This is a genomic window from Sulfitobacter sp. SBS6, assembly GCF_048285585.1.
Lineage (GTDB): Bacteria > Pseudomonadota > Alphaproteobacteria > Rhodobacterales > Rhodobacteraceae > Sulfitobacter > Sulfitobacter pontiacus.
The window spans coordinates 502,908-521,611 of sequence record NZ_JBLWBA010000005.1 but is presented as its reverse complement, the minus strand read 5'-3'; the positions used below and the strand labels follow the sequence as shown (position 1 = coordinate 521,611).

General features: G+C 59.1%; 17 protein-coding genes. 9 read left to right on the top strand and 8 right to left on the bottom strand.

Annotated features, from left to right (window positions below; translation table 11 throughout):
• Window positions 1-8: 8 nt before the first annotated feature.
• The 5 genes from queA (at window position 9) to uvrA (ending at window position 7,632) form a co-directional block, all read left to right on the top strand.
• Entirely contained in the window at window positions 9-1,073 is a 1,065-nt protein-coding gene (queA, locus tag ACNQ62_RS05890) for a tRNA preQ1(34) S-adenosylmethionine ribosyltransferase-isomerase QueA (RefSeq protein WP_418094407.1), read from the top strand.
• Between the two features lie 74 nt (window positions 1,074-1,147).
• Window positions 1,148-2,410 carry an MFS transporter gene (locus ACNQ62_RS05885; RefSeq protein WP_005852959.1) on the top strand — a complete coding sequence of 421 codons (1,263 nt, stop codon included), beginning with the start codon at window positions 1,148-1,150 and terminating at the stop codon, window positions 2,408-2,410.
• A gap of 81 nt (window positions 2,411-2,491) precedes the next feature.
• Entirely contained in the window at window positions 2,492-3,058 is a 567-nt protein-coding gene (locus ACNQ62_RS05880; RefSeq protein WP_243250013.1) for a DUF924 family protein, read from the top strand.
• A 107-nt stretch (window positions 3,059-3,165) separates the two neighbouring features.
• Window positions 3,166-4,560, top strand: coding sequence for a dihydrolipoyl dehydrogenase (gene lpdA / locus ACNQ62_RS05875; protein ID WP_180827564.1), 1,395 nt, complete (start codon window positions 3,166-3,168; stop codon window positions 4,558-4,560).
• A gap of 189 nt (window positions 4,561-4,749) precedes the next feature.
• Window positions 4,750-7,632, top strand: a complete 2,883-nt coding sequence (gene uvrA, locus ACNQ62_RS05870; RefSeq protein WP_418094406.1) for an excinuclease ABC subunit UvrA — start codon at window positions 4,750-4,752, stop codon at window positions 7,630-7,632.
• Between the two features lie 87 nt (window positions 7,633-7,719).
• Here uvrA and ACNQ62_RS05865 read toward each other — a convergent pair whose 3' ends face one another.
• The 5 genes from ACNQ62_RS05865 to ACNQ62_RS05845 form a co-directional block, all read right to left on the bottom strand.
• Window positions 7,720-8,160 (bottom strand): hypothetical protein, encoded by a 441-nt coding sequence (locus ACNQ62_RS05865; RefSeq protein WP_418094405.1) that lies wholly within the window; start codon window positions 8,158-8,160, stop codon window positions 7,720-7,722.
• Between the two features lie 97 nt (window positions 8,161-8,257).
• Window positions 8,258-9,133, bottom strand: coding sequence for a 3-hydroxyisobutyrate dehydrogenase (gene mmsB / locus ACNQ62_RS05860; RefSeq protein ID WP_418094696.1), 876 nt, complete (start codon window positions 9,131-9,133; stop codon window positions 8,258-8,260).
• Between the two features lie 2 nt (window positions 9,134-9,135).
• Window positions 9,136-10,179 carry an enoyl-CoA hydratase/isomerase family protein gene (locus tag ACNQ62_RS05855; protein ID WP_418094404.1) on the bottom strand — a complete coding sequence of 348 codons (1,044 nt, stop codon included), beginning with the start codon at window positions 10,177-10,179 and terminating at the stop codon, window positions 9,136-9,138.
• Window positions 10,176-11,318 carry an acyl-CoA dehydrogenase family protein gene (locus tag ACNQ62_RS05850; protein ID WP_306284732.1) on the bottom strand — a complete coding sequence of 381 codons (1,143 nt, stop codon included), beginning with the start codon at window positions 11,316-11,318 and terminating at the stop codon, window positions 10,176-10,178. Before ACNQ62_RS05850 ends, ACNQ62_RS05855 begins: the two co-directional genes overlap by 4 nt.
• A 117-nt stretch (window positions 11,319-11,435) precedes the next feature.
• Window positions 11,436-12,935 (bottom strand): CoA-acylating methylmalonate-semialdehyde dehydrogenase, encoded by a 1,500-nt coding sequence (locus ACNQ62_RS05845; RefSeq protein ID WP_418094403.1) that lies wholly within the window; start codon window positions 12,933-12,935, stop codon window positions 11,436-11,438.
• 212 nt (window positions 12,936-13,147) lie between these two features.
• Between ACNQ62_RS05845 and ACNQ62_RS05840 the strand changes: the two genes are divergently transcribed.
• From ACNQ62_RS05840 to coaD, 3 genes are all read left to right on the top strand, one after another.
• Window positions 13,148-14,044: a LysR family transcriptional regulator gene (locus tag ACNQ62_RS05840; protein ID WP_418094402.1), complete on the top strand. Its 897-nt coding sequence runs from the start codon at window positions 13,148-13,150 to the stop codon at window positions 14,042-14,044.
• A 60-nt stretch (window positions 14,045-14,104) separates the two neighbouring features.
• On the top strand, window positions 14,105-14,539 hold the full coding sequence (locus ACNQ62_RS05835) for a CBS domain-containing protein (RefSeq protein WP_005852978.1): 435 nt from the start codon (window positions 14,105-14,107) through the stop codon (window positions 14,537-14,539).
• 83 nt (window positions 14,540-14,622) lie between these two features.
• Window positions 14,623-15,117 carry a pantetheine-phosphate adenylyltransferase gene (gene coaD, locus ACNQ62_RS05830; RefSeq protein WP_005852979.1) on the top strand — a complete coding sequence of 165 codons (495 nt, stop codon included), beginning with the start codon at window positions 14,623-14,625 and terminating at the stop codon, window positions 15,115-15,117.
• Between the two features lie 3 nt (window positions 15,118-15,120).
• Here the strand turns inward: coaD and gap (ACNQ62_RS05825) are convergent, their stop codons facing one another.
• The 3 genes from gap (ACNQ62_RS05825) to gap (ACNQ62_RS05815) form a co-directional block, all read right to left on the bottom strand.
• Entirely contained in the window at window positions 15,121-16,122 is a 1,002-nt protein-coding gene (gene gap, locus ACNQ62_RS05825; protein WP_037944032.1) for a type I glyceraldehyde-3-phosphate dehydrogenase, read from the bottom strand.
• Between the two features lie 113 nt (window positions 16,123-16,235).
• Window positions 16,236-16,379, bottom strand: coding sequence for a hypothetical protein (locus tag ACNQ62_RS05820; protein ID WP_005852981.1), 144 nt, complete (start codon window positions 16,377-16,379; stop codon window positions 16,236-16,238).
• Window positions 16,380-16,443: 64 nt separating this feature from the next.
• The gene (gene gap, locus ACNQ62_RS05815) at window positions 16,444-17,445 is read right to left on the bottom strand and encodes a type I glyceraldehyde-3-phosphate dehydrogenase (protein ID WP_037944033.1); all 1,002 of its coding nucleotides are present in this window, start codon (window positions 17,443-17,445) and stop codon (window positions 16,444-16,446) included.
• Window positions 17,446-17,637: 192 nt separating this feature from the next.
• Between gap (ACNQ62_RS05815) and ACNQ62_RS05810 the strand changes: the two genes are divergently transcribed.
• Window positions 17,638-18,633, top strand: coding sequence for a DUF808 domain-containing protein (locus tag ACNQ62_RS05810; protein ID WP_005852984.1), 996 nt, complete (start codon window positions 17,638-17,640; stop codon window positions 18,631-18,633).
• Window positions 18,634-18,704: the final 71 nt, after the last annotated feature.

The window sequence follows — 18,704 nt, the reverse complement described above, 5'->3', positions numbered from 1 at the left end:
GGGCGCGTATGAAACTCAGTGACTTCGATTTTGAACTGCCCGAGCATTTGATCGCGACGCGCCCTGCGGTCCCCCGTACGTCGGCCAAGATGCTCGTTGCGCAGGGGGATCATATTACTGACACGACCGTCGCCAATATGAGCGATTGGTTGCGTCCAGGGGATCGGCTGGTGCTGAATGACACAAGGGTTATTCCGGCGCGGTTGTCGGGGCTTCGCCACCGGGACAGCGCACAGGGTCCGGTGCAGGCGCGTATCGAAGTAACCTTGCTGGAGCCACGGGGCGATGCGGATTGGACTGCACTGATCAAGCCGTTGAAAAAGCTCAAGATTGCCGAGACTGTCGTCTTCAGCGCCGATCTTTCTGCACGTTTGATTGGCGTCGAGGATGGGCAGGGTCGACTGCGGTTCAACTGCAGCGGCGACGATTTTGACGCCGCGCTGAATGATGCCGGTGCGATGCCATTGCCGCCCTATATTGCGGGCAAGCGTCCGGCAGACGCGCAGGACATGACGGATTATCAAACCGTTTTCGCCAAGAATGCAGGCGCGGTGGCCGCGCCTACGGCGTCGCTCCACTTTGATCAGCCGCTTCTGGATCAGCTCGCGGCGATAGGCGTGCGCTTTAGCCACGTCACCTTGCATGTGGGCGCGGGGACGTTTCTGCCTGTGAAGGTCGATGACATTGCTGACCATAAAATGCACAGCGAGTGGGGGCAGGTGAGCGCGCAGGCAGCTGCCGAAATCTCCGCCACCAAAGCTGCTGGCGGGCGGGTCATACCCGTTGGGACCACTGCCTTGCGGCTGGTTGAGACCGCTGCGCGGTCCGGGAATATCCAACCCTGGGAAGGGGATACCGATATTTTCATTACCCCTGGTTTTGAATTCAATGTCGCAGACGCGTTGATGACGAATTTCCATCTTCCGAAGTCGACCCTTATGATGCTGGTTTCGGCATTGATGGGGCAGAAAACTATACAAAAGATTTACAATCACGCGATTGAATCGAATTATCGGTTTTTCTCCTATGGCGATGCGTCGCTGCTCTTTCCAAAGACGCAAATAAACGCCTGAATGTCGTTCGGGGGGGTGACACCTCTTGGGATCGCCGTCAGGGAGGGGGCTGATCGCGTTAAAGGATTCGTAAGATGTTTCAGGTACTGAGCAGCGCATGGGCGCTTTTGTTGGGCATGTGTTTGCTGATGGTGGGCAACGGCATGCAAGGTACGCTCTTGGGGATTCGCGGCGGGATCGAGGCATTTTCGACCTTCGAAATGTCGATCGTGATGTCGGCATATTTCGTGGGCTTTTTGGGCGGCTCACGTATGGCACCGGGTATGATCCGGCGCGTCGGTCACGTGCGGGTCTTTGCGGCGCTGGCGTCGATGATCTCGGCTGTCATGATCCTGTATCCGACCTTCCCGAACGTCGCTGTCTGGTCGGTGGGCCGCGTGTTGATCGGCTTTTGTTTTTCTGCGGTTTACGTGACAGCGGAAAGCTGGCTCAACAACGCCGCGACGAACGAAAACCGGGGGCAGGCGCTGTCGTTGTATATGATCGTGCAAACCTTTGGCATCGTTATTGCGCAAGCGCTTTTGCTCACCGCGGACCCTTCAGGCTTTGTCCTGTTCGTTATTCCGTCGGTATTGGTCAGTGTGGCGGTGACGCCAATTTTGCTGTCGATCAGCCCGACGCCCGCATTTGACACCACCAAACCGATGAGCTTGCGCGAACTGGCCGGCTTCTCGCCCTTGGGGTGTGTCGGCATGTTCTTGTTGGGCGGGGTCTTTTCGGCGCAGTTCGGGATGGCCTCGGTTTACGGTGCCGAAGCCGGGCTGACCGTGGCGCAGATTTCGATCTTCGTTGCGACGTTTTTTGTGGGTTCGGTGGTTTTGCAATATCCAATCGGCTGGGTTTCGGACCGGATGGACCGCCGTCTTTTGATCGTGATCACCTCCATCATTGGGGGTATCGGGTCTGTCATCGGCATGCTGCTGGGGCATAACTTTAGCGTGTTGCTGCTGACCGCCTTTGTCGTGGGCGGCATGTCTAACCCCTTGTATTCGCTTCTTATTGCGCACACGAACGACTTCCTTGAACCCGAGGATATGGCCGCCGCCTCCGGCGGGATGATCTTTATTAACGGGTTGGGCGCTATTCTGGGTCCGGTGATCACCGGCTGGATGATGGGCACCGCGCTTGGGCCGGGCGGGTTCTACCTGTTCACGGCGGTTCTGTTCTTTGCTTTGGCGGTCTATGCGTCCTACCGCGCGACGGTACGCCCGGCCATTCCTGCGGATGAAACGGGTAACTACATCCCGATTTACCCCGCTGCGACGACCGTTGCGGTCGAATTGGCACAGGAATATGCGATCGAGAGCGAACAAACCGCCGAAGCGGAGCCGACCTAGACGTTTTGCTAATTCGTTACATCTTGTGTCTAATGAAATTAGAAAAGTTTGATCTTTTCTATGGTCAAAGGAGGCAAGGCTATGAAAACGCCTGAGGACGTACGTCGGTTCTGGCTGGAGGAAACTGGGCCTGCGGGATGGTATGCGGTGGATGACGACCTCGATGCCGCGATCCGGTCACAGTTTCTGGACACCTGGTCGCTCATCGGGACCCATCGGTTGGACCATTGGCTGACCGACGCAAAAGGCACTTTGGCCTATCTCATTCTGGCGGATCAGTTTCCGCGCAATATGTTTCGCGGGCAGGGGAAGGCGTTTTCGACGGATCTGCGGGCCTTGCGGGCGGCTCAAACCGCTGTGCGCAACGAATGGGATAGGCTCATTGCGTCGCCTGAACGGCAATTTTTTTACCTTCCGTTCATGCATTCAGAAAGTCTGACCGATCAGGATCACTGCGTGCGGCTGGTCTGTGACCGTATGCCCGAAGCCGAGGAGACGCTGCGGCATGCGCGCGCGCATCGAAAGGTGATCCGACAATTCGGCAGATTTCCGTATCGCAACAACGCCTTGGGTCGGCGAAGCACCGCCGCGGAAACCGCATATCTTGACGACGGGGGGTATGCCTATACCCTGCGGACACTCACGTAAGTGCGGGTCCGGCAGTTTGATCGTGGATCGGAATTCTCCGAGTTGCTGACGCTCGCGAGATAGTTTACCACTAAACTAAATTTCAATACGTGCTGCGAGGTTGCATAATGGCTGCGAAATCCTTTGATCTGATCGTGATTGGTGCGGGGCCGGGGGGCTATGTTGCGGCCATCCGGGGGGCGCAACTGGGGCTTTCGGTCGCCATTGTAGAGCGTGAGCATCTAGGCGGCATTTGTCTTAACTGGGGCTGTATCCCGACCAAAGCGCTTTTGCGGTCGTCGGAAGTATTCCACCTGATGCAGCGCGCAAGCGAGTTTGGCCTGAAGGCAGACAATATCGGCTATGATCTGGAGGCAGTTGTCAAACGGTCGCGCAAAGTTGCGGGGCAGCTGTCCGGCGGTATCGGGCATTTGATGAAAAAGAACAAAGTCTCGGTCTTCATGGGCGCGGCGACGTTAGCGGGCAAAGGTAAAGTGTCGGTTAAGTCGAAAGACGGGGAAGAGACGCTGACCGCCAAGAATATCGTACTGGCGACCGGTGCGCGGGCACGCAACCTGCCTGGGCTGGAAGCAGACGGAAAACGCGTGTGGATGTACAAGGATGCCTTGCAGCCGCCCCATATGCCGAAAAAGCTGCTGGTGATCGGGTCTGGCGCGATCGGTATCGAATTTGCAAGCTTTTACAATACCTTGGGCGCAGACACGACTGTTGTCGAGGTGATGGATCGAATCCTTCCCGTCGAGGATGAAGAAATCAGCAAATTCGCGAAAAAGCAGTTCGAAAAACAGGGCATGAAGATCATGCAGAAGGCCGTTGTTAAACAACTGGACCGCGCTGATGACAAGGTGACTGCCCATATCGAAACGGGCGGCAAGGTGACCAAACATGAGTTTGACACGGTGATCTCCGCCGTGGGTATCGTGGGTAATGTCGAGGATCTTGGGCTGGAAGATCTGGGCGTGAAAATTGATCGGACCCATGTTGTGACCGATGAATATTGCCGGACCGGCGTCGAGGGGCTGTATGCCATCGGTGACATCGCCGGTGCCCCTTGGTTGGCGCATAAAGCCTCGCACGAGGGGGTGATGGTCGCCGAACTGATCGCGGGTCAACACACGCACCCGGTCAAACCGGAATCAATCGCCGGCTGCACCTATTGTCACCCGCAGGTCGCATCCGTCGGGTATACGGAAGCCAAGGCGAAAGAGCTTGGCTTTGACGTCAAGGTGGGTCGCTTCCCCTTCATCGGGAATGGCAAGGCGATTGCCCTTGGCGAGCCCGAGGGGATGATCAAAACCGTCTTTGACGCTAAAACAGGCGAATTGCTTGGCGCGCATATGGTGGGTGCCGAGGTGACCGAGCTGATCCAGGGCTATGTCGTGGGGCGTCAGCTTGAGACCACCGAAGAAGACCTAATGAACACCGTCTTCCCGCACCCAACCTTGTCAGAAATGATGCATGAATCCGTGCTGGATGCTTACGGACGCGTTATCCATATGTAGCCTTTGCCCGCGCATAGCGGGGTCCTGATCTTTGCAACGCCCGGTGACAAATTCAATGTTGCCGGGCGTTTGCCGTCGTAATGGTAGCCCAAAATGCGCCGCGATAATGTCGTTCCCCTTGTGTTCTTATTTTTTCGTTGGAGAATCCGTAGCACGCACCTATGTACTAAGCGTTAACGGGGGTCCGATATGGCTGAGCTAAAGAACATCGAAGTGCGCGGCGCGCGCGAACACAATCTAAAGAACATCGACGTGGACATTCCGCGCGATAAGCTGGTTGTGATCACCGGGCTTTCCGGATCGGGTAAATCGAGCCTCGCGTTCGATACGATCTATGCCGAAGGGCAGCGGCGCTATGTGGAATCGCTCAGCGCCTATGCGCGGCAATTCCTTGATATGATGCAGAAACCCGATGTGGATCACATCAGCGGCCTATCGCCAGCGATTTCGATTGAACAGAAAACCACGTCGAAAAACCCCCGCTCTACCGTGGGGACGGTCACCGAGATCTATGACTATATGCGCCTGCTTTTTGCGCGCGTCGGCACGCCCTATTCCCCCGCGACCGGCAAGCCGATCGAGGCGCAGCAGGTGCAGGATATGGTTGATCGCGTGATGACCATGCCCGAAGGCACGCGCGCCTATCTGCTGGCCCCGATCATTCGTGACCGGAAGGGCGAGTACCGCAAAGAGTTCCATGAGCTGCGCAAGCAGGGCTTTCAGCGGGTAAAAGTGAACGGCGACTTTTACGAATTGGACGAGCCGCCCACGCTGGACAAGAAATTCCGCCATGACATCGACGTGGTTGTCGACCGTATCGTGGTCCGCGAGGGGCTAGAGACGCGCTTGGCGGATTCCCTGCGCACTGCGCTTGATCTGGCCGATGGGATCGCCGTGCTGGAAACCGCCCCGACCGAGGGCGAGCCCGAGCGTCATACCTTCAGCGAAAAATTCGCCTGTCCTGTCAGCGGCTTCACGATCCCCGAGATCGAGCCGCGTCTGTTTTCATTCAACGCTCCTTTCGGTGCCTGTCCGTCCTGTGATGGTCTGGGCAAAGAGTTGTTTTTTGATGAACGCCTTGTGGTGCCGGACCAGAACCTCAAGGTCTATGACGGTGCGCTGGCCCCGTGGCGCAAGGGTAAGTCCCCGTATTTCAAGCAAACTATCGAAGCCATCGCGAAACACTATCAATTTAGTGAAAATACGCGGTGGAAAGACCTGCCCGAGAAGGTGCAGCAAGTGTTCCTGCATGGCTCCGGCAAGGAAGAGATCAAGTTCCGCTATGACGAAGGCGGCCGTGTGTACGAGGTCAGCCGCGTTTTCGAAGGGGTGATCCCCAATATGGAGCGCCGCTACCGCGAGACGGATAGCAACTGGATCCGCGAAGAATTCGAACGCTACCAGAACAACCGCCCCTGTGGCACCTGCAACGGCTACCGCCTGCGGCCCGAAGCGCTTGCTGTCAAGATCGGCCCGTCGGATGGCGATAGCGATACGCTGCTGCATGCGGGACAAGTCGTTGAAATGTCGATCCGCGAAGCTTTTGACTGGTGCACCAAAGTGCCCGATTATCTGACCGTTCAGAAGAACGAAATCGCGCGCGCGATCCTCAAGGAAATTCGCGAACGTCTGGGATTCCTCAACAATGTCGGGTTGGAGTATCTGACGCTGGCCCGCTCTAGCGGGACGCTCAGCGGGGGGGAAAGCCAACGTATTCGGCTTGCGTCGCAGATCGGGTCGGGGCTGACGGGGGTGCTTTACGTGCTTGACGAACCCTCGATCGGCTTGCACCAGCGCGATAATGACCGCTTGCTCCAGACGCTGAAAAACCTGCGGGATCAGGGCAATACGGTCATCGTCGTTGAACACGACGAAGAAGCGATCCGCGAGGCGGATTATGTGTTTGATATCGGGCCGGGAGCCGGTGTGCACGGCGGGCAGGTGGTCAGCCACGGGACATCGCAAGAGGTCGCCAATGATCCGAATTCGCTGACAGGGCAATACCTTACCGGCAAACGCGAGATCGCGGTGCCCGCCAAACGGCGCAAGGGCAACAAAAAGAAAATCCGCGTGGTCAAGGCGACGGGGAACAACCTCCAGAATGTCACGGTCGATTATCCATTGGGCAAATTCGTCTGCGTGACGGGTGTGTCAGGCGGTGGCAAATCGACCCTGACGATCGAGACCTTGTTCAAGACCGCGTCGATGAACCTGAACGGGGCGCGCCAGACGCCCGCGCCGTGCGAGACCATCAAGGGGCTGGAGCATCTGGACAAGGTGATCGACATTGACCAGCGCGCCATCGGGCGCACGCCGCGGTCGAACCCGGCGACCTATACCGGTGCCTTCACCCCGATCCGCGACTGGTTCGCCGGTCTGCCCGAAGCCAAGGCGCGCGGGTACAAGCCCGGGCGTTTCAGCTTTAACGTCAAGGGCGGACGCTGCGAGGCCTGTCAGGGCGACGGTGTGATCAAGATCGAGATGCACTTCCTGCCGGATGTCTATGTCGAATGTGAAACCTGCAAAGGCCAGCGCTATAACCGCGAAACGCTTGAGGTAAAGTTCAAGGGCAAGTCCATCGCTGACGTGCTGGATATGACTGTCGAGGACGCGCAGAGCTTCTTCCAGGCGGTCCCCAGCATCCGCGAAAAAATGGATGCACTGATGCGTGTGGGCTTGGGCTACATCAAGGTGGGTCAGCAGGCGACGACGCTGTCGGGCGGGGAGGCGCAGCGCGTCAAACTGTCGAAAGAGCTCAGCAAACGCTCTACGGGCCGGACGTTGTATATTCTGGATGAACCGACCACGGGTTTGCACTTTGAAGACGTGCGCAAACTGCTAGAGGTGCTGCACGAGCTGGTGGATCAGGGTAATACTGTGGTCGTCATTGAACACAACCTCGATGTCATCAAGACCGCGGACCATATCATCGACATTGGACCAGAAGGCGGCGATGGCGGCGGGCAGGTTGTCGCGACCGGCACGCCTGAACAGGTTGCCGAGGTCGAGGGGAGCTATACCGGCCATTACCTCAAGCCGATGCTCGCCCCGCGTAAGGTTGCTGCCGAATAGCATTGCCAACACTGCGGTAGACAAAAAATGCCCCGTCCTATTCAGGCGGGGCATTTTTCATGAAATCTTAGGGTTTCGCGGCGCAGTCTAGTTTAGAAGGCGCGATGCCAGACCGATCAGCGCCAGCACATCATTGGTTTGCGGGTCCACGGCATAGACATAGCCGTCGTCCTGAACATAGCGGTTGTAGCGGGTCAGCCCATGCCGGTGGGGCTGTTCGATCACGACGTAGCGCGTCAGCTTGTCGCCTTTGGCGTGGTGGTGCTTGTCATGCCCTTTGGCAAGATGACGCCCGTTGTCGCTGTGCTGCTTCTCGTGTTTCTTGATGGCTTTTTTGTATTCTTTAACAGCTTTCTTGTGCTGCTTTTGATGCTTTTTGTCATCGTGCTTATCATGCTTGGCCAAGGTCACCTGTGGTGCCGCGATGTCGTAATGCCCCGACGCGCCATAGGAGGCAGAGGCCGCCTGTACGGCCGGGCTGAAGGCCAGCACGGCGAAGGCGCATGCGGCGAGGGTAAGGGTTTTCATGCTCGTTCTCCGTTACAGTGTCGATACAGTAACAAACGAACGGCGCGCGGGTTTCCGTCGCTGGGACGAGACGGCGGGAACCCGCTTGCTTTTCCTGTCAGCCGTTGCGGCCGCGGGTTTCGAAACGGGGCAGCATGGCGGAGAAATCCTTGCCGTTTCCGTCTTCGTTCTCGACGAATTGCGCATAGAGCGCGCGGGCGAGCTCTCCCATCGGGGTGTCTGCATCTGCCATCTCTGCTGCCTGCTGCGACAGCCCAAGATCCTTGAGCATCAGCTCCGCCGCGAAGCCCGGTGTGTAGCCATTGTCTGCGGGCGAAGTGGGGCCAACACCGGGGGCAGGGCAGTAGGCGTTCATCGACCAGCTATAGCCGGACGAGGTGCTGACCACGTCGAACATCTTCTGCCGGTCCAGCCCCAGTTTATCGGCCAGCGCAAAGGCCTCGCAGGTGGCGATCATGGTGACGCCGAGGATCATGTTGTTGCAAATCTTCGCCGCTTGCCCCGCACCGGCATCGCCGCAATGCACCGCCTTTTGCCCCATGATGTCGAACAGGGGCTTGGCCTTGTCAAAGGCTTGTGTCGATCCGCCTGCCATAAAGGTCAGTGTGCCGCCAGATGCCCCGCCGATACCGCCAGACACGGGGGCGTCAACGGACATTATGCCTGCATCTTCAGCGGCTTGCGCGGTGTTCTTCGCGCTTTCCACATCCACGGTGGAACAGTCGATGAACAGCGTGCCCTGCGCCATATGGGGGATCGCCTGCGCCGCCACTTGCCGCAGGATCGACCCGTTGGGCAGCATTGTGATCACCGCGTCCATGCCCGCCACAGCGGCTTCAAGGCTGTCTGCAACGCGCACGCCCTCTGCCGTGGTGCCCGCCACGTCAAAGCCCGCCACGTCGTGGCCCGCTTTGGCGAGGTTGGTCGCCATAGGCGCGCCCATGTTGCCCAGTCCGATAAATCCGATCTTCATGCTCATGTGGTTCTCTCCAGTGTCAGGGCGTCCCCGGCCAGCGGGCGCAGCATCTTGGCTGTCGCGGCAAGGGGGACGTTCATATCGGCATATTGCCAGTTGGGGCTGCGGTCCTTGTCGATGATCGCCGCGCGGATCCCTTCAAGGAAGTCGCCATGCTCCATCGCGCGGAAGGTAAATCGGTATTCCATATCCAACGCCTTCTCGATGCTCAGCGAGGGGCCGCGCAGACGGTGGATGATCTCGATCGTGCAGGCCATCGCCAACGGGCTGCTGCGCTGCATCTTCTTGAGCGTGTCTGCGGCAAATTCGCTGTCGGATGCGCGCAGGGCGTTGAGGATATCCGCCAGCGTTTCGCCGCCAAACAAGCTGTCAATCTCGGCCGCCTGCGCCTCTAGTGCAGAGGCGGGCGGCGTGGTGCTTGCGGTTTCCAGAATGGCCACGTCGCCTGAGTTCTCAAGCGCGGCTATCACGTCGGGCCAGTTTAACTCTGCGATGTAAGTGTCTGCGAAGCCAGCGTAAATGGCATCTTCACCCTTCATGCGTGACGCGGTTGTGCCCAGATATTCGCCCACCCGTCCGGGGGCCAGCGCCAGCATCAGGCTGCCGCCCACATCGGGCACCAGACCGATGCCACATTCCGGCATCGCGATCTGGCTGCTTTCCCCCACCACGCGGTGCGAGCCATGACAGCCGATGCCCACGCCGCCGCCCATGGTGAACCCCTGCAAGAAGGAGACGACGGGCTTGGTATAGGCGAATATCTTGGCGTTCAGCCGGTATTCATCCGCCCAGAACTTGCGCCCGTAGGCGTAGTTGCCCTTGGTGCCCGTGGCGTAAAGTTCGGCGATGTCACCACCCGAGCAAAAGGCACGATCCCCTTCGGCGTCAAGGATGATCAGATCGACCTTCGGGTCATGCTGCCAAGCGTCGAAGGCGTCTTCAATGGCCAGACACATGTCGTAGGTCATGGCGTTCAGCGCTTGCGGGCGGGTGAGGGTGATCCGTCCCGCGCGCCCTGAAATACGGATGGAGATATCGGTCATCGGTTCTTCAGCATATCCCGCGCCACGATGACGCGCATGATTTCGTTGGTGCCTTCAAGGATCTGGTGGACGCGCAGGTCACGCACCAGCTTTTCGATGCCGTAATCCGCCAGATAGCCATAGCCGCCGTGCAGTTGCAGACATTGATCGACGACCTTGCTGCCTGCCTCTGTCACGAACTTCTTGGCCATCGCGCAGAACTTGGTGGCATCCGGCGCGCCCGTGTCCAGCTTCCACGCTGCTTGGCGCAGGAAAACGCGGGCGGCTTGCAGTTCGATTTCCATCTCGGCAAGGCGGAATTGCAGACCCTGAAACTGGTCGATGGGTTTGCCGAATGCTTTACGCTCGCCCATATAGGTGAGCGTGGCGTTCAGCGCGGTCTGTGCAGCACCCAAGGAACAGGCGGCGATGTTCAAACGGCCGCCATCCAGCCCCATCATTGCATATTTGAAACCTTTTCCCTCTTCACCCACCAGATTTCCGGCAGGAATGTTGCAATCGTCAAACTGCACTTGGGACGTGGGTTGGCTGCGCCAGCCCATTTTATCCTCTAGCCCGCCAAAGGAAAGCCCTGCGGTCCCGTCTTCGACATAGACAGTGGACACGCCCGCGGCCCCCTCATCCGAGGTGCGCACCATCGCGACATAGGCGTCGGAATAGCCGCCGCCCGAGATGAACGCCTTGGTGCCGTTCAGTGTGTAGCCTTCGTTCGTGCGGGTACATTTCGTCTTGAGCGCCGCCGCGTCAGAGCCCGATCCGGGCTCCGTCAGGCAGTAGCTGAGCACGGTGTTCATGCTCAAGATGTCGGGCATGATCCGCGACTTGAGCTCGTCACTGGCAAAGCTGTCCAGCATCTTGGCGCACATGTTATGGATCGACAGAAAGGCCGCGACCGACGGGCAAGCCATGCTGAGCGCTTCGAATACCAGCGTCGCATCAAGCCGCGTCAGGCCAGATCCGCCCGCATCCTCGGACACGTAAAGCCCGCCAAAGCCCAGCTCTGCAATCTTAGGCCAAAGGTCTTTGGGGATTGTTTCGTCTTTCTCCCACTTCTGGGCGAAAGGGGCGATATGTTCCTGGCCAAAGCCATAGGCCATGTCGAAAATCGCGGTTTGCTCTTCTGAAAGTGCGAAATCCATAAACGGTGATCCCTCCCAAGACCGGTCGAATTGAACGTGTGTTTAATTGTAAGCATGCACGTGGGCGTCGCGCAAGCACCCTCCGGCGGGGGAGCCGCCGAAGGGCGAGGATGGGGCTTATTCCATCGGCTTGAAGTTGAACTCGCCACCTTCTTTGATGCCCGAGGGCCAGCGCGAGGTCACGGTTTTGGTCCGTGTGTAAAATTTGAACGCATCCGGCCCGTGCTGGTTCAGGTCGCCAAAGACCGATTTCTTCCAGCCGCCAAAGGTGTGATAGGCGAGCGGCACGGGGATCGGCACGTTGATCCCGATCATGCCGACGTTGACGCGCGCCGCAAAGTCACGCGCGGCGTCGCCGTCACGGGTAAAGATCGCGGTGCCGTTGCCCATTTCGTGATCCATCGCAAGACCAAGCGCCTCTTCATAGGTTTTGGCGCGGACGGTAGACAGAACCGGCCCGAAGATCTCGTGCTTGTAGATGTCCATATCGGGGGTGACGTTGTCAAAGAGGTGCGGGCCGACAAAGAAGCCTTCCTCGTAGCCTTGCAGCTTAAAGTCGCGCCCGTCGACAACCAGCGTGGCCCCCTGATCGACGCCAGTTTGTACCAGCCGTTCGATGTTTGCCTTCGCGGCTGCGGTGACCACGGGGCCGTAATCGACATCATTGCCCGAAGTATAGGGCCCGACTTTCAGCTTCTCGATGCGCGGCACCAGCTTTTCGATCAGACGGTCGGCGGTTTCCTCGCCCACAGGCACAGCGACCGAGATCGCCATGCAGCGCTCGCCCGCCGCGCCATAGCCCGCGCCGATCAGCGCGTCCGCGGCCTGGTCCAGGTCGGCGTCCGGCATGATGATCATGTGGTTCTTGGCACCGCCAAAGCATTGGACGCGTTTGCCATTCGCGCAGCCCGTGCCGTAGATATATTCGGCGATGGGGGTTGAGCCGACAAAGCCCACCGATTGAATGACAGGGTGATGCAGGATCGCGTCAACCGCTTCCTTGTCGCCATTGACGACCTGAATGATACCTTTGGGCAGGCCCGCTTCTTCCAGCAGTTCGGCCAGCATCAGGGGCACGGATGGATCACGCTCGGACGGTTTGAGGATGAAGGCGTTGCCGCAGACGATGGCGGGGGCGAACATCCACATGGGGATCATGGCGGGGAAGTTGAACGGCGTGATGCCTGCGGACACGCCAAGGGGCTGACGCATGGAATACATGTCGATGCCGGGGCCCGCGCTGTCGGTGAAATCGCCTTTCAGCAACTCGGGCGCGCCGATGCAGTATTCCACCACTTCCAGACCGCGCTGCACGTCACCGGCGGCGTCGGGCAGGGTCTTGCCGTGTTCGCGGCTCAGCGCCTCGGCGAGCTTGTCCATATCGCGGTTCAGCAGGTCCACGAACTTCATCATGACCCGCGCCCGACGCTGGGGGTTCACCGCGGCCCATGCGGGTTGCGCGGCCATGGCGTATTTCACGGCCTGATCCATTTCGGACTCGCCAGCCAGCGGGACTTTCGCCTGCACTTCGCCGGTTGCGGGGTTGTACACGTCGGCAAAGCGGCCTGACGTGCCTTTGACGTGGGCGCCGTTCAGGTAATGGGTCAACTCTTGCATGGAATGCTCCTTCTGTGCGTTTGGCGGCAGGTTAGGCTTGCAAAAAACAAAGCAAAAGAGGCATGGCGTCAAAATCGTTTTGCATTATTGCAAAGCCTCGCGCGGGCTGAAAGGGTAGGGTGGGGCGCTGCCCCCGTCCTTCGGACGTCCCCGGAGTTTACGGGCAAAATGAAGTCTGTGCAGAAAATGAAGCATGAAGGGAGCCGTGGCCGATGATGGGAAACTGGGACGACCTACGGCTCTTTCTGGCCGTCGCGCGCGAGCAGAGCCTATCGGGCGCGGGGAAGCTGTTGCGGTTGGACCCAGCGACCTTGGGGCGACGCATGGCGCGGCTGGAAAAGACCATGCAGGCGGTATTATTCGTGAAATCGCCCTCGGGCTACGCGCTGACCGAGGCGGGCGTGCAGTTGCTGTCGCGCGCCGAAGCCGCAGAGCAGGCGATGCGGCAGGCCACGGCGGATGTGGTCGTGCCGTCTGACCAACTGGCAGGGCAGATCAGGATCGGGGCACCGGACGGCTGCGCCAACTATCTACTCCCACAGGTCTGCGCCCGTTTGGTGGCGGATAATCCGGGGCTTGATATCCAGATTGTCGCCCTGCCGCGGGTGTTCAACCTGTCGCGGCGCGAGGCGGATATGGCGATCGGGGTCAGCGCGCCCACGGCGGGGCGGCTGGTTGTGCAGAAAATCGCCGACTACCAGCTGCATCTTGCTGCCGCCGATAGCTATCTTGCCGCGCGTCCCGCGATCCGTACCGTTGCAGACCTGCAGGGGCACCGGTTGGTGGGGTATATCCCCGATATGATTTTTGATCGCGAGCTTGATTATCTGGCGGAGCTTGGCATGACGCGGGTGCCTCTGGCCTCTAATTCCGTGTCCGTTCAGGTGAATATGATCCGGCAAGGGGGCGGCGTCGGGATTGTGCATGATTTCTCGCTCTCTGCGACGCCGGGGGTGACGCGCATCCTGACCGGTGACGTGCATCTGAGCCGCGCCTTTTATTTGATTCGCCACGAAGACGACCGGCGCAATCTGCGTCTGAGCCGCTTTGCGGAAGCTCTGGCGCAGGGCGTCCGCGCCGAAGTGGCGAAACTGGAGGCAATTGCTTGACACGCAACAGTATTAAAGGGAACCTGACCTATAGGTAATATTCTTGCGAAGGGGCCGACCATGCTAGTTTCCCAAATCCTGAAAACCAAAGCGGATGACAGTGTTACGACGGTAAAACCGGGCACGCGTATCTCGCAGGCGGCGGCGATGTTGTCGGAAAAGCGGATCGGGACCCTGGTCGTGTCAGCGGACGGCAAAACGCCCGATGGTATCCTGTCGGAGCGTGACATCGTGCGCACCCTTGGCCGCGAGGGCGGCGGCTGTCTGGACGACACCGTAGAGGCGCTGATGACGCGCGATTTGATCACCTGCGCCAAGGATGAAACCGCGGATGATATCCTTGCCAAGATGACGCAAGGCCGCTTTCGCCACATGCCTGTTTTGGAGGATGGGGTTCTGATCGGCCTGATCTCTTTGGGGGATGTGGTCAAGGCCCGCCTGATGGAGCTTTCGATGGAGAAAGACGCCCTGGAGGGGATGATCAGGGGCCACTAGCCCACCGAAATTGGCGTTGCATCTTCGCGGTGTAAATGCTTGCTTGCACTTCGAATAACGACTTGAAATGACTGGACTCTCCCATGCGCGTAGGCCTTTACCCCGGCACCTTCGACCCTATTACTTTGGGTCACATCGACATTATCCGGCGGGCGGCGACGCTTGTTGATAAACTGGTGATCGGGGTCGCGATCAACCGCGATAAGGGGCCATTGTTCGAGCTGGAAGAACGTGTCGCCCAGATCGAAGAGGAATGCCGGAAGCTGAACCAGGAGACCGGGACAGAGATCGTGGTGCATCCTTTCGAGAACCTGCTGATCGATTGCGCCCATGATGTGGGGGCACAGATGATCATCCGCGGGCTGCGGGCCGTGGCGGATTTCGAGTACGAGTATCAGATGGTGGGGATGAACCGTAAGCTGGATGACAGCGTCGAGACGGTCTTCTTGATGGCAGAGGCCGAGCATCAGGCGATTGCCAGCCGTTTGGTCAAGGAAATCGCCCGGCTTGGCGGGGACGTCAGCAAATTTGTGACGCCCGCCGTCAATGCCGAGCTGTTAAAGCGTTTCTCGCAGTAACGATCAGAGGGTTTTCGCAACCTCGCGCGAGGTGTCGAGCATACGGTTCGAGAACCCCCATTCGTTGTCATACCAGCCCAGAACCCGCAGCTGTGTCCCGCTTTGGACAGAGGTCTGATCAAGGGCCACGACACAGGAATGTGAATCGTGGTTCAGGTCGATCGACACCAGAGGACGTTCAACCAGACCAAGGATGCCTTTCAGCGGGCCTTCGGCGGCGGTGCGCAGGGTGGCGTTGACCTCCTCCACCGTGGTGTCTTTCGACAGTTCGACCACCAGATCGACACAGGATACATTCGGTGTGGGCACGCGGATCGCGGTGCCGCCGATCAGCCCGTCAAGCTCGGGCAGTACTTTACCCAGTGTCTTGGCCGCACCGGTGGTGGTGGGGATCATCGACAGCGCCGCGGCGCGGGCACGGTACAGGTCGCTGTGCGCCGTGTCATGCACCGGCTGGTCGCCGGTGTAGCTGTGGATTGTGGTCATATGGCCGTGCTTGATGCCGAAGGCGTCATGCAGGGTCTTGGCCAGCGGTGCCATGCAGTTGGTGGTGCAGGAGGCGTTGCTCAGCACCGTGTCTTCGGCGGTGATCAGATCGTGGTTCACACCGTAGACGATTGTTTTCATGGCGTCTTTACCGGGGGCAGAGATGACGACCCGTTTCGATCCATTCGCCAGATGTTTGGCCGCCGCCTCGCGCGTGGTGAAGATGCCGGTGCATTCCAGCACGATGTCCACATCGCCCCAAGGCAGGGCAGCGGGGTCGCGTTCTGCTGTCACGCGGATCGGGCCTTGGCCCACATCCATCGTGTTGTCGCCCAGGGTAACCGGACGGCCAAAGCGCCCGTGGACCGAGTCGAATTCGAACAGATGTGCGTTGGTTTCCAGCGGGGCGAGATCGTTGATCGCCACCACCTGCAAATCATCGTCGCCACGCTCCATCAGCGCGCGCAAAACATTACGACCGATACGGCCAAAGCCATTGATTGCCAATTTGGTAGCCATGGGGCGTCCTCCTGAATTTGATAGCGCTAACATCGACATTTATGACAAAGAGTCAACCTGTGCAGGGCAATATTGCGTCGGAAGCGATCGGAGGGAAGGGGCCGACTGTCGGATCAGCGCCAGAACGCCACCCATTCGATCAGGTCGACAAATTTCTTGGTCAGGAAAATCAGATGTTCGCTGCCATAGATCAGCGCATCAATCCCCAGTGCGGTCAGCAATACAGCAGCGAGAGAGACAGCGATGGGGGTGTCCATGGGGGCGGTGGTCCTTGCCTGCGGGTGGCCCAGATATGACAGGGCAACCCGCGCGTCGCAAGTCTTAGCCCAGTTTGCCCATGGCAACGGCAACATCGGCCATACGGACAGAGAAGGCCCATTCGTTGTCATACCACGCCAGGACACGCACCAGACGGTTGCCAACGACCTTGGTCTGGTCGGGCGCGAAGATCGACGAATGTTCGGTGTGGTTGAAATCAACCGACACTTTCTGTTCCGCATCATAGGCAAAGACCCGCGACATCGGGCCGTTTGCAGCGGCGCGCATGGCCTCGTTGACCTCTTCAACCGTGACGTCACGGCCTGCCATAAAGGTCAGGTCAACCGCGCTGACGTTTGGCGTTGGAACGCGCATAGCGGTGCCATCCAGCTTGCCTTTGAGCGCGGGCAGCACTTCGCCCAAGGCTTTCGCCGCACCGGTAGAGGTCGGGATGATCGCCATCGCAGCGGCGCGCGCGCGGTAAAGGTCTTCGTGGCGGCGGTCCAGCGTCGGCTGGTCGCCGGTATAGCTGTGCACGGTGGTCATGATGCCGCTTTCGATGCCGAACGCATCATGCAGCGCCTTGGCCATCGGGGCCAGACAGTTGGTGGTGCAAGACCCGTTCGATACCATCGTGTCCGAGGCCTGCAATTCGCCGTCGTTCACACCGTAGACCACCGTGCGGTCGACGTTCTTGCCCGGTGCCGACAGCAACACGCGTTTCGCGCCCTGATCCAGATGCACCTTTGCCAGCAGCCCGTCGTTGAACTTGCCCGTGCATTCCAGCACGACGTCGCACCCTTCCCAGTTCAGCTCGTTCATCTGGTAGGTCGACATGACCTCCATCTCTCCGCGCCCCAGATCCAGCGTGCCGTTGCCGACTTTGACGTCATTGGGAAAACGCCCGTGGACGGAATCGTATTTGATCAGATGTGCTGCAGTCTCCAGCGGGCCGGTCGCGTTGATGCGCACCACCTCGATGTCATCCCGGCCCGATGCCGCGATATGAGACAGGGTGCAGCGGCCGATGCGGCCAAATCCGTTGATACCGACTTTGATGGTCATGGGGGCGTCCTTTGGCAAAGATCTGGAACTTTGCCGGTTCTATATCTGGTGGTCGTGAACAGGGGAAAGGGCTAAAACCCCCTAATTTCCGTATGTTAGCGATAAATATTCGTGTTAGCGATAACCCTCAGATCGGCTTTGCCTTCTGCCTGCGCTGCGCTACCCTTACGCCAACAAATATGGAGAGACTGAATGAGCGGCCTATTAGCCCTGTTGGATGATGTAGCAGCGATTGCAAAAGTGGCCGCGGCCAGCGTGGATGATGTGTTCGGCCAGGCCGCCAAGGCCAGTGCCAAAGCCGCGGGTGCTGTGATCGACGACGCCGCCGTGACCCCGAAATACGTCAGCGGCTTCGAGGCCAACCGCGAGCTGCCGATCATCTGGCGCATCACCAAGGGGTCGCTGAAGAACAAGCTGGTCTTCTTGTTGCCCGCCGGTTTGCTCCTGTCGAATTTCGCGCCATGGCTGATCGCGCCCTTGTTGATGTTGGGTGGGGCCTATCTGTGTTTTGAAGGCGCTGAGAAGATCGCACATGCGCTTGGCGTAGGGGGAAAAGGCCACGAGGATCATCCGCCCGGTGCCGATGAAAAGGTGATCAAGGACCCTGCCAAGCTGGAAGAGCAAAAGGCCAAAGGTGCGATCAAGACCGACTTTATCCTCTCGGCCGAGATCATGACCATCGTGCTGTCAAACCTCGAGGTGTCAAATTTCTGGATGGAAGCAGGCGCTTTGGCCGCCGCCGCCGTGATCATCACAGTCGCGGTCTATGGCTCCGTCGCGCTGATTGTAAAGATGGATGATGTGGGGCTTTATATGGCCAAGAACGGCAATCTCGGCCTGACCCGTGGTCTGGGCCGCGGGATCGTGCGCGGCATGCCCTGGTTCCTCAAGGCGCTGACCATCATCGGCACGGCAGCCATGCTCTGGGTCGGCGGATCAATCATCGTGCACGGTATGGAGGAACTTGGCTTCGGCGCGCTTGGCCACCTGATCCATGACTACGCCGTCGCTTTCGGCCATATGGTTCCGGTCGCGTATGAAGGTGCCGCCGAATGGATCGCCAAAGCCGCGATGGACGGTGTGTTTGGTCTGGCCCTTGGGCTGGTGCTCATCCCCGTCGGTGAAAAGATCATTACCCCGCTGTGGCGTGCGGTCTTCAACCGCAAGGATGCCGGCGCACACGCGTAAACGGGGCGGATATGAGGGAGAGGAAGGGGGCGCAGGTTGCGCCCCTTTTTTGTTGGCGCGCGCTCAGCTTG

Excerpts from the sequence above, each read along its gene's own strand:
- ACNQ62_RS05820 (WP_005852981.1), bottom strand. The coding sequence starts at position 16,379 with ATGGACACCCCCATCGCTGTCTCTCTCGCTGCTGTATTGCTGACCGCA.
- coaD (WP_005852979.1), top strand. The coding sequence starts at position 14,623 with ATGCGCGTAGGCCTTTACCCCGGCACCTTCGACCCTATTACTTTGGGT.
- uvrA (WP_418094406.1), top strand. The coding sequence starts at position 4,750 with ATGGCTGAGCTAAAGAACATCGAAGTGCGCGGCGCGCGCGAACACAAT.
- ACNQ62_RS05855 (WP_418094404.1), bottom strand. The coding sequence starts at position 10,179 with ATGACCGATATCTCCATCCGTATTTCAGGGCGCGCGGGACGGATCACC.
- ACNQ62_RS05810 (WP_005852984.1), top strand. The coding sequence starts at position 17,638 with ATGAGCGGCCTATTAGCCCTGTTGGATGATGTAGCAGCGATTGCAAAA.
- ACNQ62_RS05850 (WP_306284732.1), bottom strand. The coding sequence starts at position 11,318 with ATGGATTTCGCACTTTCAGAAGAGCAAACCGCGATTTTCGACATGGCC.
- ACNQ62_RS05885 (WP_005852959.1), top strand. The coding sequence starts at position 1,148 with ATGTTTCAGGTACTGAGCAGCGCATGGGCGCTTTTGTTGGGCATGTGT.
- ACNQ62_RS05865 (WP_418094405.1), bottom strand. The coding sequence starts at position 8,160 with ATGAAAACCCTTACCCTCGCCGCATGCGCCTTCGCCGTGCTGGCCTTC.
- queA (WP_418094407.1), top strand. The coding sequence starts at position 9 with ATGAAACTCAGTGACTTCGATTTTGAACTGCCCGAGCATTTGATCGCG.
- ACNQ62_RS05840 (WP_418094402.1), top strand. The coding sequence starts at position 13,148 with ATGATGGGAAACTGGGACGACCTACGGCTCTTTCTGGCCGTCGCGCGC.
- gap (WP_037944033.1), bottom strand. The coding sequence starts at position 17,445 with ATGACCATCAAAGTCGGTATCAACGGATTTGGCCGCATCGGCCGCTGC.
- ACNQ62_RS05835 (WP_005852978.1), top strand. The coding sequence starts at position 14,105 with ATGCTAGTTTCCCAAATCCTGAAAACCAAAGCGGATGACAGTGTTACG.
- ACNQ62_RS05880 (WP_243250013.1), top strand. The coding sequence starts at position 2,492 with ATGAAAACGCCTGAGGACGTACGTCGGTTCTGGCTGGAGGAAACTGGG.
- gap (WP_037944032.1), bottom strand. The coding sequence starts at position 16,122 with ATGGCTACCAAATTGGCAATCAATGGCTTTGGCCGTATCGGTCGTAAT.
- lpdA (WP_180827564.1), top strand. The coding sequence starts at position 3,166 with ATGGCTGCGAAATCCTTTGATCTGATCGTGATTGGTGCGGGGCCGGGG.
- mmsB (WP_418094696.1), bottom strand. The coding sequence starts at position 9,133 with ATGAAGATCGGATTTATCGGACTGGGCAACATGGGCGCGCCTATGGCG.
- ACNQ62_RS05845 (WP_418094403.1), bottom strand. The coding sequence starts at position 12,935 with ATGCAAGAGTTGACCCATTACCTGAACGGCGCCCACGTCAAAGGCACG.